Raw genomic sequence first — 15,120 nt, forward strand, 5'->3', positions numbered from 1 at the left:
TTTTTCTATGGCAGATATCAGCGGTCCCACTTTTCGATGAGGGCACGCAGCTGGTCGGCAAACTTGCCCAGATCCTTGTTGGTACCACCCTTGTTGTGGGCAATGACCTCCATCAGCTTGCGGCCCACCTCCTCCAGCCGCTGGTAGGCGGGAGAGGCGCCGGGGGTAACCACCGGCCGCTGCTCCGGCGGCAGGCCGGGGGAGAGCATCTTGTTGGCCAACAGGTCATAGACCTCCTCATAGTTGGGGGCGTGGGCGGCCAGGCCCCGCTGGCGCAGGGTGTCGGCGTAGATCTCCGTAACCTCCGCGTCGCCGTGGACCACGAAGACCTGCTTGGGGTGGGGATTGTAGCTCTCGATCCACCGCAGCAGACCGTCCCGGTCGGCATGGGAGGACAGGCCGTGGAAGTTGACGATCTTGGCCCGAACGGCGATCTCCTCCCCGAAGAGTTTCACCGACGTGACCCCGTTGATGAGCCGCCGGCCCAGGCTGCCCTCGGCCTGGAAGCCCACGAAGACCACAGTACACTCCGGCCGCCACAGGTTGTGCTTCAGGTGGTGGCGGATGCGGCCGGCGTCACACATGCCGGAGGCGGAGATGATGATGCGGGGGGTCTTGTCCGCATTGAGGGCACGGGACTCCTCGCTGGACTCGGTGATGGTAAGGCCGGGGAACTGGAAGAGGGCGCCCCCCTTGAGGGCGGCGATGGCCTCCTCGTCCAGATAGCCATGGAGGTCGCCGGAGAAGATACGGGTGGCCTCGCCCGCCAGGGGGGAGTCCACCACCACCTGGAAGTTGGGCACGCTCTTCACCAGCCCCTGCTCCTTCATCTCCCGCATGAAGTACAAAAGCTCCTGGGTGCGGCCCACGGCGAAGGAGGGGATGATGACGTTGCCTCCCTTGCCCAGGGTCTCGTCAATGATGGCGGCCAGGTCCCCGGTGTAGTCCGGCTTCTGGCTCATGTCATGGAGCCGGTCGCCGTAGGTGGACTCGGTGAGGACGTAATCGGCCTCCTTGATGTACTGGGGATCCCGGATGATGGGCTGGTCCCGGTTGCCGATGTCGCCGGAGAAGACCACCTTGCGGGTCTGGTCCCCCTCGGTAAGCCACATCTCCACGCTGGCCGAGCCCAGCAGATGGCCCGCGTCCACAAAGCGGATGCGCACCCCGTCCTCGATCTGGAGGCGGGTGCCGTACTCGCAGGTGACGATGTGCTTGATGGCCTCCTCGGCGTCGGCCACGGTGTACAGGGGCTCCACCGGCTCAGCTCCGGAGCGTTTGCCCTTCTGGTTGGCCCACTGGGCGTCGCTCTCCTGAATGTGGGCGGAGTCCCGCAGCATGATGGACAGCAGCTGCCCCGTGAGACGGGTGCAGTAGATGTTGCCTTCAAAGCCCTGCTTCACCAGCAGGGGGATACGGCCGGAGTGGTCGATGTGGGCATGGGTGACCACCACCGCGTCGATGTACCCGGCGTTGAAGTCCAGCTCCTGGTTGTCCCGCTCGTCCCTGCCCTGCTGCAGGCCGCAGTCCACCAGAATCTTCTTCCCGCCGCACTCCACACAGTGACAGCTGCCGGTAACGGCACGGGCTGCGCCGAAAAAGGTCAGTTTCATGGGGCACCTCCTTGTGCAGTTTTACAAGAACATTGTACCTCCAAAACTGCCCGGTGTAAATAGCCCGATGGCGGGACCTGTTTCGACAAAACAAAAAAGGACATCCAAACGGATGTCCTTTTTGTTGGTGGACCAGAGGCTTCCAAATCCGAACTATCTATATCGTTGAGACCGACTGTCTTTGTGCCGCCTTTGTAATTAAAAATCAAAATGATTTTATCCTCATAGACATATACGGCATTTACAAAGCTGTCAATCAGTCGTTGCCGCTGTTCCTCGTCGTTCACATCTGTTTGCTGGAACTGGTCGAGGAAAAAGGCAATTTGTTCACGGGTCAAGGACGGGTGCTGGATTTGATTTTCTGTAATGCGTTCTTCAAGGTCTCTCTTTGATTGCTCCAAATCGGCAAGCCTCTGTTTGGTGGATTCCGTGATAATACCCGCTTGGATGGCGTTGAGCATATTTTCTATGCCCTTTTCCACCTCGGAAAGCTGCTGTTCCAGCAAGCGCAAGTCGTGGTTTTCTTCACCCTGTAAGTTCAGCAGTTTGTCTGTAATGCGTTCCATCAGCGGCTTGTCCATGACCATCATCATAGTTTGTTGCACTACTAAATTTTCAATCCATTCCTTTTTCACGGGTTTTTTGGTACAGCCCTTTTTGTTCTTGGCGCTGTGGCACTTATAATAACGGTAAATCTTTCCACCTGTCCCTGTGCCGCTTTCCCCGGCCATCATACGCCCGCACTCACCGCAAAATAGCTTAGTGGTAAGCAGATACCGCTCCGTTGCCTTTGCTGCCGCCGGGGTCTGCTTATTCTTTTCCATACGGGCCTGCACCCGATTAAATACATCTTCTGATACAAGGGCAGGAACGCCGCCGGGAATGACCACATCTTGATATTTGTATTCCCCAATATATTTACGGTTTGTTAAGACTGTGTGAAAGGTGGAATATCGGAACGAATAGCCCTTGTTGGTTTTCAAACCGCGGTTATTGAAATCATTTTTGATATTGGCAATCGTATCACCTGCCGCATAGCGTTGAAAAATCTCCTGTACGATGGGGGCCGTTATGGGATTGACCTCTAAATGCTGGGTTTCCTTGTTGAGAATGTAGCCGAGGGGAACGGTGCCGCCGTTATTCTTACCTTTCAATGCGTTTTCTTTTTGACCCCGATGGATTTTTTCAGAAAGTTCGGCGGAGTAGTATTCGGCCATACCCTCTAACATAGATTCAAGGATAATGCCCTCCGGGCCGTCTGTGATGTTCTCTGTGGCAGACACGACTTTGACGCCGTTCTTTTTCAACAGATTCTTATAATGGGCGCTGTCGTAGCGGCTCCGGGCAAAGCGATCCAGTTTCCACACCAACACAATATCAAACAAGTGCTTGTTACTGTCCCGTATCATCCGAAGAAAGTTTTCCCGCTTCTCCGTGTCCTTGGACGCCGATTTTGCCCGGTCAATATAGGTGTTTATGATGGTAATGCCCTGCCGCTGTGCGTATTCGGTGCACTCTCTAATCTGGCCCTCAATGGATTCTTCTCTTTGCCTGTCAGAAGAAAATCGGGCGTAAATGACGGCTTTCATTTTTGGCTGGCCTCCATCATTTGAAATAGTGCTTCTTTGAGTTTGTCATTATAAGGGGATGAAGGGTCGAAGCACATTTCTATAAACTGTCTCATATCTTTGTCACTGTATTTCAACTGTGGTTTACACTCGTATAGCTTTCCTTGCGGCTGGTCGGTGCGGCAGCACAAATAATCCATGGAAATGTCAAAGTAATCTGCATACCATACAAGGAGTTTGACAGATGGGGATGTCAATCCTTTTTCCATTTTTCCAATCGTGCTTTGATTGCTTCCGCACAACTTGGCAATTTCAGATTGTGATAGGTGAATGCTTTCCCGTAATGCCCGCATACGCTGGCCTATCTGATTCATAATATCGCCCCTTTCTAACGTCTATTATAGATTATATTTGATTAAAAATCAAGTCTAAAACAGAATAAACAAAACTCTAAAAATCTCATGCTCGCAGGCATCAGAGCGACGGATTATCCCGGCGGGATAATCCACGGAGCGTACCAACCTCTGACCCCGCCTTGCTGCGGATCACGAAACGCACCCCGGCCCCACTAGTGGCGGGCTACCCAACTGCCGACGCCACACACAGCCACCCTCTGAACAACAAAAAACGGCCCTTTTCGGACCGTTTCAAATGACCTTGCAATCTTTCCAGTTATGGAGTAAAATAGTGCTATCGAGATAAATAGAGGCAGGGTATAAGGGGTTGCCGCCCCTCATACCCCTATGCAGGAGACAGACCCTCCCACACAATAGCATTTCGCTACGCCTTTTCCCATTATAGCCGCTTTGTTCTCATTTTACAAGGCGGTTGTGGTGGGCTTTGTGTCGTACCTCAATGCGGTGTAGGGATTGATTTACCCTGCACCGCTTTTATTTATCTCGACGGGGCCCCCTGGGGGGCGGGGACAATCCTGCTCCCCAACGGGTTTACCCTGTCGGGAACACAGTATACAATTACCATTTGGGAGGAGAGAAAATGAAAAGACAGTATCGGATCATTAGTGCACTGCTGGCAGCAATCATGTGTCTGTGTCTAATCACTCCGGCATTTGCTGCTGACACCGGTGCGCTCAACGGCGAGAGCGGCAAGTGGTCTCAGTTCGATGAGACCGTCTACGACACTGTCGGCTTCATCAGCGACGTGAAGAACGACAAGTTCGATTGGCCGTCCAGCGGAACTGTTCTTCTGAAAGAGTCCAGTTCCACCTACACCCTCACCGGCAGCAGCCCCAACTGCATCGGTATCACTATCCCCGCCGGTCTGAAAGTGGATATCTACAAGTATTATCAGACCGCTGGTATGTCAGAAATGGGCTATAAACTACTCGGTCACTTCGATACAACCGACGGCAAGTCTATCACCATTGGAAAAGACACCGGTTCCACCAGCAATTCTGGGAATACGTCTACCAATAAGCCCAACAATTCTGGTACTTCCAGCAGCGTAAACGGCATTGCCGAAGACTGGGGTAAAGTCGAACATGTTTATACCCCCGGCACTCCGTCTACCAGTTACAGCAATTCTTACACTGATGTTCCTACGACCTATTGGGCTTATCATCCCATTATGACCCTGACCGAAGGCGGACTGCTCGCCGGCTACGGAAACGGCAAGTTCGGCCCCAATGACACGCTCACCAAGGAGCAGGTCAGCATCATCTACACTCGTATGATTGGTAACACGCCCTATCCCAACGGTAATCAGGAAGTCGCCTCTCGTGCCTATGCCGCCATTTGGTTCACTGGACGGGCATTGACTGGTGGCGTACACGTCATGACCAATTACGAAACCCAGTTGGCCAAGGACTGCGGCAATCTCATTGTTCGTATTTCCTCTGATGGCACTATTGGCAGTATGCAGAGAGGCGTTTATGACTGCTGGCGTGCCAACCTCGCTGCCGGCAGAACCATCAACTACATCGACTCTGTCGATGAACTGCCCGACGCTGACGAAATCCACGCATGGATTGACGCCAATTGGCAGGAAATGAGAGGCGTTCTGCTGCTGACCGGTGCTTACACGAAAGAGCAGATTGTCGACGCTTGCGAACAGTCCATCTGCTGGGCATACAATCTGGGACTGGTTGGCGGCGTGGACAGCAAGGGTACGTTCGCACCCGGCTCTCCCCTGACCCGTGGTCAGTTGGCTCAGATTTTGTACAACATGGGCTGGACTTACGAAGGCGTCATGGCCTAATCGTCACTTCCCAGCACACCCCCCGCTCCGGTCTCCGGAGCGGGGATTTTTTTGTTGTTATTTTCCACAATTTTTTCCTTGGGTGGCGGTCGAAATCCACCTTGTCCCGCTTCATCGCCCAGCACACCGTCCACGCACCCAAAAATGGGAATTTCAGGAATTTTCTGAGGCATACGATAAATCGCCCCTTTCGAACATCGCTATTTTGCGATAGCATAAATCAGGCTTTTTTAAGACATTTCTATTTCTAACTTATCGCTATAAAAAGTCACGAAAAATCGACGAAACAACATTATACAGGCGCTTTACAGCAAAAAATATTTGTGATACGATACAGAGCGAAAGGAGGAAAGGCCAATGGAAAGCTCTATAATACCCGAGCGTACCGCCCGCACCCTGCGCGCTATACGGCAGACCGCCTATAATGTTTTGACCGGATATACGCAGCAGACCGACAAGCCGGTTTTTGACGCAAGGAACAGCATCTACCATTGGCGGACGCTGTGGGGGATGATTTGGGCTATGTCATACGAGGGATTGGGCGAGAACTTACCAGACCCACCCCCGTGGCCCAAAGATGACAATGAAATTTTGACAGAAAGGGGGGAAATATCATGTTGAACGCATCACCATATATTAAGACCCTCATTGATTGGGAGGGCATGGACAAGGATTGGGGCGGCTCTTATACATTTGTCAGCCAACGTCCATATAAGGGCAAGCCCGAGGCCGGTCTGGCCCCTGGTGCAACCGTCACCTTGCAGATTATGCAGGACGCCCACGACCACGGCGTGGACAAATCCGGGCGGCCCCGCGATAACAACACCTTGGAAACCTTTTCGGCTACCATTGTGGGCTGTCCCTACCCTCTGCCTTTTGCTAAAGGCGATAAAGTCAGGTTGAGCGGTTTTATGGCCGATTCGAGCTATTTTATCGACTACTCTCTGATTCTGCGGTTTTCGAGCATTGAGAAGGCGCAGCAGCCCGCACCGGGTGCAGGGCCCAAGGGATGAAACGACGCGACACCCGAAGCCGGTATGTGATAATCTGGCTTGCCGTCATGCTGTCAGCGGGGCTTGCAGGCTGGCTCCTGCGGGGGCCGGTCAGCACCGCTCTTGCTGGCTGGGATGCAGCCCGCGTCTGTACCCGGATCGGACTGTTTTGCTTCCTGCTGGCGGATGTCTTGCTGGCCAGTGGCGCAGTGTGGTGGGCTGTTGCCCATCACCTGCGCCAGGGCGCAAAGTATGCCCTGCGTCACTGGCAGTTGTTACATTCAATCAAGCGGGCTATGCTGGAAGCTGGGTATGGTATACCGATTGGTGAGCAGTATTATCGGCTCCCACGGGTCAAGATACGCTTTGATGACCGCACCTTGACCGCTGGGCTGGTGGAAGTCCAAAACCACATTAAATCTGATTCCAGCTTGGCGGCGGTCAATCTGTCCTCGGCCCTTGGCGTGTATGTGGTGGACGCGCAGTATATCTCGGACGATAACAATTACTACTGCTACGAGATTTCAGACAGCCGTATTGACCGGCAATTACAGTTTGACAGCTATACAGCCCTGTCTGACTACGCCCGCAAGCATACGGGCAAATATGGCCCGTATACGCTTTTCGCGGATGGCCGCAACGAGGGTATCAAAATCCGCTCCCTGCTGCTGGTCGGCATCACCGGCGCGGGCAAGTCCTATGCTCTGATGGGGCTGATAGCACAACTTCAAAACTGGCCGATTCCGCCTGTCGTATACTATGCTGACCCCAAAGGCAGCGATATAGCGGTGTTAGGCGGCTCGCTGGTCCCGGAGCGCACAGCGGACGATATTGACGGCATTATTGACTTGCTCCATGCCTTTTACGCCGCCATGATGGAGCGGAAAGAGGAAATGCGGGGCAAGTTAAGCGGCAAACTCGGTGCAGATTATACGGAGTTTCAGCTTCCGGCGTATGTCTTTTTATTCGATGAATTTGCGGCGTTTCAGGCAAGCATCAGCCGGGACAAGAAGCGGCGTGACGAGGTGGAGGAATTGATGCGAAATGTGGTCTTGATAGGGCGACAACTCGGCTTTTTCGCATGGATTTCCATGCAAAAGTCCGATTCCGGCGACATTCCCACGGCAATTCGTGATAATCTTCCACTTAAAATCTGCCTGGGTAACGCGCCCAGCACCACAATGATGACGATTTTTGGCCATACTTCCGACCTGCCATCCCGGCATTGGGGCAAAGGGCGGGGGCTAATTTACTGTGACGGTATCACTGCCGCGCCCCGCCCCGTGTCGTTTCCGACACTTAATTTTGACATTTTCGCGGAGCTGACAAAGCCTAAACAAGATAGCCAATCCGAGGGTGTAAACCGCGCGTAGCGCGTAAACCCGGAACCCCCGTGATGTAATCACGGGGGTTCCACGAACAAAACACAATAAGGGGGGTGGTAAAATTGCCCTCTCTGTCTGTTGGCGTTGATGAGTTCACCCTTATTTTGCAACCAACAAATAAGGTTATAGTTATAGATTGGCCAGATACGATGAATGAGATAATAGATGTGTTTGTAGCTAAATCACGGCTCATGGACTTGTTTGGAGAGATGGCATTTGCCGAGAAAGTCCCGGCTGGCTATACAAATGGGGTGACTTTTGCTTGTCGGCCGTGGTATCTGGTGATAAGCTGGCACGATGATTTCCCGAGCATGGGAGTTTGTGTCCGCTTTTCCGCTCACGCATACGCCACATATAAGCAAGAGTTCAAGGAGAGGTTTCAATCCGATATAAATATCGCTGTATTCCTCAATATGGTGCAGGATGGTGCATATACCACCCGTCTATCACGCATTGACCTGACGGCGGATTATTACGACTATATGGATGATTTGCTTCCTGACAGGTTGCTTTCCCCTGATTTGATTTATAGTCGCTTAAAAGATGGCTCATATTCAATTAAAAACTGGAAAGACCGTCAATCCGTCCGAAATATGTCCGGTTTAGATAAAAATGGTGCCTATGAGACATTTTATATAGGGTCACGGGCAGGAAAAACAAACGGCTTTCTGAGAGTGTACAATAAAAAGCAAGAACAGATACAGACGATGGGCTACCGTTATGACGAGGCTCTACAATACAAAGGCTGGGTACGATTTGAGTCATCATTTTTGCACGACTACGCCCACCAGATGACAGAACAGTTGTTGTCCGGGTACATGACACTCCAAGACTTGCAACAGTGGATTGCAAAGCATATCAGTGATAGATACCGTTTTGTTGATACGAGTACAAATGAGGTAACAGCGTTTACCGATGATTTGATAGGGATTTCTGTCGGGACAAATGCCGCTGCATTGATCGCACCGAGCCCGCGAGATAATACCTTCCGGCAATCCCTGGAGCATTTGCGCGTTGGCTCTGGCCTGTACCCCGCACTATATAAAGCATTCAGTATGTGGGGTGATGGTGCTGATAGGCAGCTTATCGAGTATCTGTATGACGATTATGTATATGATTTTAAAATGAGATTACTGACGGGTAAAGACGAATATAAAATGCGTGAAATGCGGCTCTGGCTCCAAAAGCACGGAATGGAAACCGCTAAATATCCGCTCGAAAGTTATCTTGAACGCTCTAAACATGAGAATATTAGTACTTTAGAACAATATGAAGATTAGAGGTGACAAGTTATGTATCGAAAGCAACTCCCATTTGAGTATTTGGGAACAACAACTATGGTTGTGCTCCATGTCGGGCATTATGAACCGAGTGGGCGGTTAGCAATCGAATTACTGCAAGAAGGTCTATACGGATTTGAACCGATTGCAAGGATGACTGTCAATCTGCCAGCCGCTGCGCCCCTGGAAGCAAATGAAGCCTTTATTGATAATGCCCTTGTCGGTGACGATATTTTGCGGTTTATCAAAGAAAATTCGTTGGGCAAGGAATTGTCCGTGCCATATGAGGGCTATAAAGCTGTGGCGTTTGATTTGAAACGGCTTTATGAATATGACCCTGACGGCGTGACCAAGTTTATGCTGCTGCAGTTTCGGCCTTAAACTCTGTCCCCGTAGCTACCAAACAGGCGGTGATGTCCTATGAATGAGTATCGCGGCCTCGATAATGTGGCCGGAGAGCTGGAAGAAACAGTGATTCCCGACTTTGAGATTGAAGCATTGGCCCGCTGTCTACTTCCCAAGATTCAAGCGTATTTTGAAAGCCCGGAAGGAAAAGCGGCGTTTGAAAAATGGAAACAACAGCATAGCGATACATAAAAAACGGCCCTTATCTGTTGTAGCAGATAAAGGGCCATTCTTGGTTATGTGGCTAAATCAGCTATGAAAACAACAAACCCGAACCCGTCCCCGATGGGGAACAAGTTCGGATTATGTTGCTTTGGTGGAGACGACAGAACTCGAATCTGTGACCCCTTGCGTGTGAAGCAAGTGCTCTACCGGCTGAGCTACGCCTCCATATTGGTGACCCGTACGAGACTCGAACTCGTGTTACCGCCGTGAAAGGGCGGTGTCTTAACCACTTGACCAACGGGCCGTGTTGCCCAAGCGGGCCGAACGCTCGGAAAGGGAGTCCCAAAAGACGGCACGTGCCGTCTTTTGGGTCTGGTAGCGGCACCTGGATTTGAACCGGGGACACTACGGGTATGAACCGTATGCTCTAGCCAACTGAGCTATGCCGCCATCTGTGCCCGGACGAACAGGGCAAGAGATAGTATATCCGAAGTGTCCCCATTTGTCAACGCTTTTTTCGCAAATTTTTCAAAAATATTTTTGGGCCTCAGTCGATCTTATAGCCCACGCCCCAGACCGTCTTAATAAATCTGGGGTTGCGGGACGGCTCGCCCATCTTCTCCCGCAGGCGGCGGATATGGACCATGACGGTATTGTTCCGGTCCAGGTACTTCTCACCCCACACGCTCTCAAAGAGCCGCTCGGCCGAGATCACCTGGCCCCGGTTCTCCGCCAGCATCCACAGGATGTCAAACTCGATGGGGGTGAGATTGAGCTCCTTGTCGTACAGGATGCACTCGTGGGTGGCCCGGTTGATGACCAGGCCGTTGAAGTCCAGGATATCCTTGCTCTCCCCCTTGTCCGCCTCGTTGTAGCGGGTATAGCGGCGCAGCTGGGCCTTTACCCGGGCCATCAGCTCCAGGGGATTGAAGGGCTTGGTGAGGTAGTCGTCCGCCCCGATGGTGAGCCCGGTGATCTTGTCCATGTCGTCGGCCTTGGCAGTGAGCATGAGCACCGGGAAATGGTGGTCCTTGCGGATCTCCCCACACAAGGTAAAGCCGCTGATATCGGGGAGCATTACATCCAGAATGGCCAGGTCCAGCGCCCGGCTGTTCACCACCGCCAGAGCCTGGGTGCCGGTGTTGCACTTGTAGACGGTACAGCCCTCACTCTGTAAATAGACCTCCACCAGATCGGCGATCTCGGGCTCGTCATCCACCACCAGAATGTTGGCCTCCATAGCCATCCCCTCCTTTTGCCACGATTATACCGGTCCCGTCGTATTTTCGTCAAGCGGGAGGAAAAAATGTAATAAAAACATAAGATGGCCGTTCCGCCCCTCCGGTGGTGACTTTTGGTCCTGTTGGTGATACAATATTTCTATTGCAAATCATTCCTTGTGAGAAAGAGGGCTGTTCCATGCACGACGCAGACGCATTACTGGCCCGGGTGGTCGCCCAGGCCAGGGCATTGAACATCCCGGTCTCCTCCCATATCCTGCCCCAGGTGCGGATCAACCGCCGGGCGGTGACCCGGTTCGGCTGCTGCATCCACCAGCGGGACGGCAGCTGCCTGATCGAGCTGTCCGCCCGCCTGCTGGAGGCCTCTGAGCAGGCCTGCCTCCAGACCCTGGCCCACGAGGTGCTCCACACCTGCCCCGGCTGCCGCAACCACGGCCCCCGTTGGAAGGCCTACGCTGCCCGGATGAACGCCGCCTACGGCTATGAGATTGCCCGGACGGACACCTGCCAGAGGCTGGGGGTGGAGGACACCCGTACCATCCGCCATCTGGTGGTGTGCACCAGGTGCGGGCGGCAGTTCCCCCGCACCCGTCTCTCCCCCCTGGTGGCCCACCCGGAGCGCTACCGCTGCGCCTGCGGCGGCACCCTGCGCCGGGCCTATTAGAAACGGAAGTGACTGTTACGAAGAAGCATAGCAAGGCCGCCCTGTTCAACCGCATCTTCTCCATCGCGGGTCTGAGCATCGGCGGCGTGATCCTGATCTACCTGCTGGTCTATGTGAAGCGCACCATGGACCTGCGGGCCCTGGTGGCCCAGGTACAGCCCGGCTGGCTGCTGCTGGCCGGACTGTGCATTCCCTTCAGCGAGAGCGTGGACGCGCTGCTGTTCTACGCCATGGGCCGCTCCGCCGGCTGCCCCATGAAGCTGACCGGCTGCTTTGACGCGGCCTATATCGGAGAGTTTTACTACAAGCTGGGCCCCGCCGGAGCCCCGGTGCAGCTCAAGCTGATGTACGACGCCGGCATGTCCGCCACCTACACCGCCTCCATCTACACCTGGAAGGCGGTGGCCAACACCATGGTATACACCGTCTACGCCGTGGCCGCCCTGCTCTATGAGGTGTTCTGGCGGCAGGAGAGTTTGGGGGCCGCTGTGGCGGGAGCCGGGGTGCTCATCGCCCTCTACCTCTTCCTGTGCGGTCTGGCGGTGTTCACCGCTCTCCGGCCCGCCCCCATCCAGCGGCTCATCCGCCGCATCCTCACCTTTTTGTCCCGCCACTGGAAGGTGATGGCCAGGGAGGGCATGGTGGACAAGGGCATGAGCAAGGTGGAGGAGTTCTGTCGCCAGCTGCGGGCCTTCCAGGACAACAAGAAGATGCTGGTATGGCTATACGCCGGTATGTTCCTTGAGCTCACCGCCCTCTTTGCCATCCCCTACTTCCTCTACCGGGGCCTGGGGCTGGCCGGGGTGTCCTTCTGGGAGCTGGTGATGGTCCAGTGTCTGGTGATGGTGCTCTCCCGCATCATCATGCTGCCGGGCAACGCCGGAGGGGCAGAAGGCAGCTTCTATCTGTTCATGAGCCCCATTTTCGGGGAGCATCTGGCGGTGGGCCTGGTGCTGTGGCGGTTTGCCTCCTTTTTGGAGGTGCTGCTGCTGGGCGGGGCCTGGTCGGTGGGCCGGTTCGCCAAGCGCTCCGCCGCCCGACACCACCCCCACGGGAAGGAGGAGACCGCGTGAAGGGAAAATATACCCGTCTGAAACTGAAAATGCTGCTGCTGGTTGTGCTGGGCACCATTATCGCCGGAGCGGTGGGCATTTTCCTGCTGGAGGTGGTCATCGACGGGGTGCTCCAGGACCCCTTTGCCCGGTTTTTCCTGTGGGCCGCCCAGACCCTCTTTGGCCAGAGCCGGGAGGAGGCCCTCAACCTCTATCAGCTCTATATCCGCAATAATAAGCCGGAGATCCTCACCGTCTGCATCATGGTGCTCATGCTCATCGCCTTCTATCTGGTCCTGGGGCGGCTGACCCACTGGCTGGAGGACATCCGGACGGCCACCCGCCGGCTGGTGGAGGCGCAAGAGGACCCGGTGGTGCTGCCCCGGGAGCTCTCCCCCATCCAGGACGACCTGAACGCCATCCGCGTCCAGCTGGCGGCCCGGGAGCGCTCCTCCAAGGAGGCCGAGCAGCGCAAGGGGGATCTGGTGGCCTTCCTGGCCCACGACCTCAAGACCCCCCTGACCTCGGTGGTGGGCTATCTCACCCTGCTCCACGACGACCCCGGCCTGGACCCGGCGCAGCGGGCCAAATTCACCGGCATCGCCCTGGACAAGGCCCTGCGGCTGGAGGAACTGCTGGGAGAGTTCTTCGACATCACCAAAATGGATCTGGACAGCGAGGCGGGGGAGAAGGTGCCCATCCAGCTGTCCATGTTGCTGGAGCAGCTCTCCGACGAGTTCTATCCCCTCTTTGCGGAGAAGAACCTGACCTGCGCCCCCGACATCCAGCCCCATCTGGTGGTGCGGGGGGACCCGGACAAGCTGGCCCGGGTGTTTGACAACGTGCTGCGCAACGCGGTAAGCTACTCCATCCCCGGCGGCACGGTGGACGTGTGGGCCAAGGCCGTGGGCAGCCGGGCGGAGATCACCATTCAGGACGAGGGTCTGGAGATCCCCGAGGGGGAGCTGGCCAACATCTTTGAGAAATTCTACCGGCTGGACGCCGCCCGCTCCTCCCGCACCGGCGGGGCGGGACTGGGTCTGGCCATTGCCAAGGAGATCGTGGAGCTCCACGGCGGCTCCATCCGCTGCGAGAGCAACGGCAAGCTGACCAGCTTCATCATCTCCCTGCCGCTGTACCGAGGAGGAAAGACATGACACCGAAAGAGACCGCCCTTGCCCGGCTGACGGGCAACCGGCTTTTGTACATCGACATGCTGGAGGTGCTCCGCCGTGGGACCGCCCAGGTCCGCCGGGCGGGGCCCGACGGGGTGCTGCTCTACGATCCCCCCAGCGAGGTGTGGTTTGTGGATGCGGAAACCCCCGCTGTGCTGGAGGAGATGCTCCCCATGATGGAGGGGTGCACCATCCTGACCGGCCATCAGATGTGGTACAAGGACGCCCTGGCCGCCCGCTTCGGCTTCCAAACGGAGCAGATCTGCCACCAGTCTGCCTGGATGGCAGACCAGCCGCCGGAGGTGCCCGACTTCGGCGGGGAGATTCTGCGGCTGGACCGCAGCTGGGCAGAGTGGACGGAGGCCCACTACAGCCACTCCTTCGGCGGGGTAGCCTACATGGAGGAGGCCATTGACCGGGGGATGCTGGGGGCCTTTGTGGCGGGAAAACCCGCCGGGTTCATCGCTACCCACATTGAGGGGTCCATGGGCATGCTGGAGGTGCTGCCCCAGTACCGCCGTAAGGGCATCGGCGAGGCCCTGCTGCTGGCCATGACCTCCTTCTGCCTGGAGCAGGGGAAGTATCCCTACGGCCAGGTCTTCACTGACAACGGCCCCTCTCTGGCCCTCCAGCGCAAGGTTGGAATGACCGTGTCGGAGGAGCTGCTGTTCTGGCTGTTCTGAGAGGTTCCCAACGCAACAGACACAAAAAGGCCGCAGACAAATGTCTGCGGCCTTTTTTATGCCTCGCCGTTGGAGATGGCACCGAAATTCCCGAAGGGGAAAATCACCCCCAGGGCACGGCCCAGCAGATACCGCTCATCCACCGCGCCCAGCGTGACATTGCGGCCGTCGGAGGAGTGGTTGCGGTTGTCCCCCATGACGAAGATGGAGCCCTCGGGCACCAGAATATCCGTGATAGACTCCTCCGGGGGCCGCACCATGGCCTCCTTGATGTAGGGCTCGTCCAGCACCTGGTCGTCCACGGTGACGGTACCGGCGTCGTAGTCGATGGCCACATGCTGGCCGCCGGTGGCGATGACCCGCTTGACGATGGGGCCGTCGGCGTCCTCAAACTTCTTGGTGAGCACCACCACGTCCCCCTGTTTGGGGGTATAGCCCACACTCTGAAGGAGCAGCAGGTCCCCGTGGTAGAGGGTGGGCTCCATGGAGGCACCATCCACCACAATGATGCGCCCCACGAAGGTAAAGATCAGGATGAGGGCCGTCAGCACCGCCACCAGGGCCTGCAGCCAGAAGTAGAGATCAGTTTTCCAGCTGTTCTGCTTGGTTTCCTCTGCCAATGTCATCAGCTCCATCTGTCCGAATGATGCAACATTATACCGTCCTTCTCCCGCCGCCGC

Annotated in this window: 16 protein-coding genes and 3 tRNA genes; 10 read left to right on the top strand and 9 right to left on the bottom strand. The window is 55.6% G+C overall.

The features are described from left to right. Window positions 1–17: 17 nt before the first annotated feature. From B5G34_RS12360 to B5G34_RS12370, 3 genes are read right to left on the bottom strand one after another with little or no spacing between them, the layout of a single operon-like run. Entirely contained in the window at window positions 18–1,613 is a 1,596-nt protein-coding gene (locus B5G34_RS12360) for an MBL fold metallo-hydrolase (protein ID WP_087337884.1), read from the bottom strand. Then, a complete protein-coding gene (locus tag B5G34_RS12365; RefSeq protein WP_087337887.1) occupies window positions 1,610–3,202 on the bottom strand; it encodes a recombinase family protein in 1,593 nt (530 codons plus the stop codon). Before B5G34_RS12365 ends, B5G34_RS12360 begins: the two co-directional genes overlap by 4 nt. After that, window positions 3,199–3,555: a helix-turn-helix transcriptional regulator gene (locus B5G34_RS12370; protein WP_087337890.1), complete on the bottom strand. Its 357-nt coding sequence runs from the start codon at window positions 3,553–3,555 to the stop codon at window positions 3,199–3,201. Before B5G34_RS12370 ends, B5G34_RS12365 begins: the two co-directional genes overlap by 4 nt. A gap of 622 nt (window positions 3,556–4,177) precedes the next feature. Between B5G34_RS12370 and B5G34_RS12375 the strand changes: the two genes are divergently transcribed. After that, complete coding sequence (locus B5G34_RS12375; RefSeq protein ID WP_087337892.1) at window positions 4,178–5,398, top strand: S-layer homology domain-containing protein; 1,221 nt, start codon at window positions 4,178–4,180, stop codon at window positions 5,396–5,398. Here B5G34_RS12375 and B5G34_RS18800 read toward each other — a convergent pair. Next, entirely contained in the window at window positions 5,395–5,571 is a 177-nt protein-coding gene (locus B5G34_RS18800) for a hypothetical protein (RefSeq protein ID WP_162609483.1), read from the bottom strand. The two genes, B5G34_RS12375 and B5G34_RS18800, sit on opposite strands and share 4 nt — an antisense overlap. A gap of 441 nt (window positions 5,572–6,012) precedes the next feature. Here B5G34_RS18800 and B5G34_RS12385 point away from each other — a divergent pair, with 441 nt between their 5' ends. The 5 genes from B5G34_RS12385 (at window position 6,013) to B5G34_RS18940 (ending at window position 9,652) form a co-directional block, all read left to right on the top strand. Continuing rightward, window positions 6,013–6,411 carry a hypothetical protein gene (locus B5G34_RS12385; RefSeq protein WP_087337898.1) on the top strand — a complete coding sequence of 133 codons (399 nt, stop codon included), beginning with the start codon at window positions 6,013–6,015 and terminating at the stop codon, window positions 6,409–6,411. Continuing rightward, the gene (locus tag B5G34_RS12390) at window positions 6,408–7,763 is read left to right on the top strand and encodes a hypothetical protein (RefSeq protein WP_087337901.1); all 1,356 of its coding nucleotides are present in this window, start codon (window positions 6,408–6,410) and stop codon (window positions 7,761–7,763) included. Before B5G34_RS12385 ends, B5G34_RS12390 begins: the two co-directional genes overlap by 4 nt. 74 nt (window positions 7,764–7,837) lie before the next feature. Then, window positions 7,838–9,055, top strand: coding sequence for a replication initiation factor domain-containing protein (locus B5G34_RS12395; protein ID WP_087337904.1), 1,218 nt, complete (start codon window positions 7,838–7,840; stop codon window positions 9,053–9,055). Window positions 9,056–9,067: 12 nt separating this feature from the next. Then, window positions 9,068–9,436 carry a DUF4313 domain-containing protein gene (locus tag B5G34_RS12400; protein WP_087337907.1) on the top strand — a complete coding sequence of 123 codons (369 nt, stop codon included), beginning with the start codon at window positions 9,068–9,070 and terminating at the stop codon, window positions 9,434–9,436. A gap of 39 nt (window positions 9,437–9,475) precedes the next feature. After that, on the top strand, window positions 9,476–9,652 hold the full coding sequence (locus B5G34_RS18940) for a hypothetical protein (RefSeq protein WP_204245950.1): 177 nt from the start codon (window positions 9,476–9,478) through the stop codon (window positions 9,650–9,652). 122 nt (window positions 9,653–9,774) lie between these two features. Here B5G34_RS18940 and B5G34_RS12405 read toward each other — a convergent pair. The 4 genes from B5G34_RS12405 to vanR all read right to left on the bottom strand — a co-directional run bounded on the left by B5G34_RS12405 (window position 9,775) and on the right by vanR (window position 10,865). Then, window positions 9,775–9,850: transfer RNA gene (locus B5G34_RS12405), tRNA-Val, on the bottom strand. A 4-nt stretch (window positions 9,851–9,854) separates the two neighbouring features. Next, window positions 9,855–9,929: transfer RNA gene (locus B5G34_RS12410), tRNA-Glu, on the bottom strand. A gap of 69 nt (window positions 9,930–9,998) precedes the next feature. Continuing rightward, a tRNA-Met gene (locus tag B5G34_RS12415) sits at window positions 9,999–10,075 on the bottom strand. Between the two features lie 97 nt (window positions 10,076–10,172). Continuing rightward, the gene (gene vanR, locus B5G34_RS12420; protein WP_087337910.1) at window positions 10,173–10,865 is read right to left on the bottom strand and encodes a VanR-ABDEGLN family response regulator transcription factor; all 693 of its coding nucleotides are present in this window, start codon (window positions 10,863–10,865) and stop codon (window positions 10,173–10,175) included. A gap of 179 nt (window positions 10,866–11,044) precedes the next feature. On the opposite strand from vanR, the gene B5G34_RS12425 reads away from it, so the two are divergent. From B5G34_RS12425 to B5G34_RS12440, 4 genes are read left to right on the top strand one after another with little or no spacing between them, the layout of a single operon-like run. Further along, a complete protein-coding gene (locus B5G34_RS12425) occupies window positions 11,045–11,530 on the top strand; it encodes a SprT-like domain-containing protein (protein WP_087337913.1) in 486 nt (161 codons plus the stop codon). Window positions 11,531–11,538: 8 nt separating this feature from the next. After that, window positions 11,539–12,603 carry a lysylphosphatidylglycerol synthase transmembrane domain-containing protein gene (locus B5G34_RS12430; protein WP_087337916.1) on the top strand — a complete coding sequence of 355 codons (1,065 nt, stop codon included), beginning with the start codon at window positions 11,539–11,541 and terminating at the stop codon, window positions 12,601–12,603. After that, complete coding sequence (locus B5G34_RS19415; protein ID WP_275532298.1) at window positions 12,600–13,739, top strand: HAMP domain-containing sensor histidine kinase; 1,140 nt, start codon at window positions 12,600–12,602, stop codon at window positions 13,737–13,739. The genes B5G34_RS12430 and B5G34_RS19415 overlap by 4 nt, the downstream gene beginning before the upstream one ends. Next, window positions 13,736–14,440: a GNAT family N-acetyltransferase gene (locus B5G34_RS12440; protein ID WP_087337919.1), complete on the top strand. Its 705-nt coding sequence runs from the start codon at window positions 13,736–13,738 to the stop codon at window positions 14,438–14,440. The genes B5G34_RS19415 and B5G34_RS12440 overlap by 4 nt, the downstream gene beginning before the upstream one ends. Window positions 14,441–14,496: 56 nt before the next feature. On the opposite strand, the gene lepB is transcribed toward B5G34_RS12440, so the two are convergent. Continuing rightward, the gene (gene lepB / locus B5G34_RS12445; protein ID WP_242957027.1) at window positions 14,497–15,060 is read right to left on the bottom strand and encodes a signal peptidase I; all 564 of its coding nucleotides are present in this window, start codon (window positions 15,058–15,060) and stop codon (window positions 14,497–14,499) included. Between the last annotated feature and the right edge of the window lie 60 nt (window positions 15,061–15,120).

The organism is Flavonifractor sp. An82 (genome assembly GCF_002159265.1).
In the GTDB taxonomy this organism is placed as follows: Bacteria; Bacillota; Clostridia; order Oscillospirales; family Oscillospiraceae; genus Flavonifractor.

Bases quoted from the DNA above. Each gene is read 5' to 3' on its own strand.
- B5G34_RS12365 (WP_087337887.1), bottom strand. From the start codon at position 3,202: ATGAAAGCCGTCATTTACGCCCGATTTTCTTCTGACAGGCAAAGAGAA.
- B5G34_RS12425 (WP_087337913.1), top strand. From the start codon at position 11,045: ATGCACGACGCAGACGCATTACTGGCCCGGGTGGTCGCCCAGGCCAGG.
- B5G34_RS12440 (WP_087337919.1), top strand. From the start codon at position 13,736: ATGACACCGAAAGAGACCGCCCTTGCCCGGCTGACGGGCAACCGGCTT.
- B5G34_RS12385 (WP_087337898.1), top strand. From the start codon at position 6,013: ATGTTGAACGCATCACCATATATTAAGACCCTCATTGATTGGGAGGGC.
- B5G34_RS12390 (WP_087337901.1), top strand. From the start codon at position 6,408: ATGAAACGACGCGACACCCGAAGCCGGTATGTGATAATCTGGCTTGCC.
- B5G34_RS12360 (WP_087337884.1), bottom strand. From the start codon at position 1,613: ATGAAACTGACCTTTTTCGGCGCAGCCCGTGCCGTTACCGGCAGCTGT.
- B5G34_RS18800 (WP_162609483.1), bottom strand. From the start codon at position 5,571: ATGCCTCAGAAAATTCCTGAAATTCCCATTTTTGGGTGCGTGGACGGT.
- B5G34_RS12400 (WP_087337907.1), top strand. From the start codon at position 9,068: ATGTATCGAAAGCAACTCCCATTTGAGTATTTGGGAACAACAACTATG.
- B5G34_RS12375 (WP_087337892.1), top strand. From the start codon at position 4,178: ATGAAAAGACAGTATCGGATCATTAGTGCACTGCTGGCAGCAATCATG.
- vanR (WP_087337910.1), bottom strand. From the start codon at position 10,865: ATGGAGGCCAACATTCTGGTGGTGGATGACGAGCCCGAGATCGCCGAT.
- B5G34_RS12370 (WP_087337890.1), bottom strand. From the start codon at position 3,555: ATGAATCAGATAGGCCAGCGTATGCGGGCATTACGGGAAAGCATTCAC.
- B5G34_RS18940 (WP_204245950.1), top strand. From the start codon at position 9,476: ATGAATGAGTATCGCGGCCTCGATAATGTGGCCGGAGAGCTGGAAGAA.